The sequence below is a fragment of the Parendozoicomonas verongulae genome (assembly GCF_009711465.1).
GTDB classification, from domain to species: Bacteria; Pseudomonadota; Gammaproteobacteria; order Pseudomonadales; family Endozoicomonadaceae; genus Sansalvadorimonas; species Sansalvadorimonas verongulae.
On the sequence record NZ_SMME01000658.1, the window covers coordinates 2,732 to 3,054 of the forward strand.

Sequence of the window (323 nt, forward strand, 5' to 3'; positions counted from 1 at the left end):
CTGAATCAAAAGTGGTGCCGCAGGGGCATGTGGTGTTCTGCTTTCCTCGACGAACTACCCTCTTCTCATTTTGGCTCAATACCTCTACTTCCATTGCAGGGCTGTCGTAGACCAAATCACCTGGGACTGCTGATGCAGTTTCATAAATCTCTTGTTTGACAACTTTTCTGCAGTGAATTTCCCAAGCGTTGATATCAGAGTTAAAAGGCAGTGGAAATCCATCAACGCATTCTCCTGTTATTATCACGTCACCTGCCGCTGACGGGGAATGAACTTTTCTGAGAGTTGCGGAACAGGTAGAGCCCTCTGCTATCAGCCCAAGG

At 47.7% G+C, this 323-nt stretch carries 1 protein-coding gene; it reads right to left on the minus strand.

Going from position 1 to position 323, the window contains the following annotated elements:
* Nucleotides 1-247 (minus strand): hypothetical protein (locus E1189_RS25000; RefSeq protein WP_230460054.1); only part of this gene is annotated, 247 nt, incomplete at its 3' end.
* Nucleotides 248-323 lie beyond the last annotated feature (76 nt).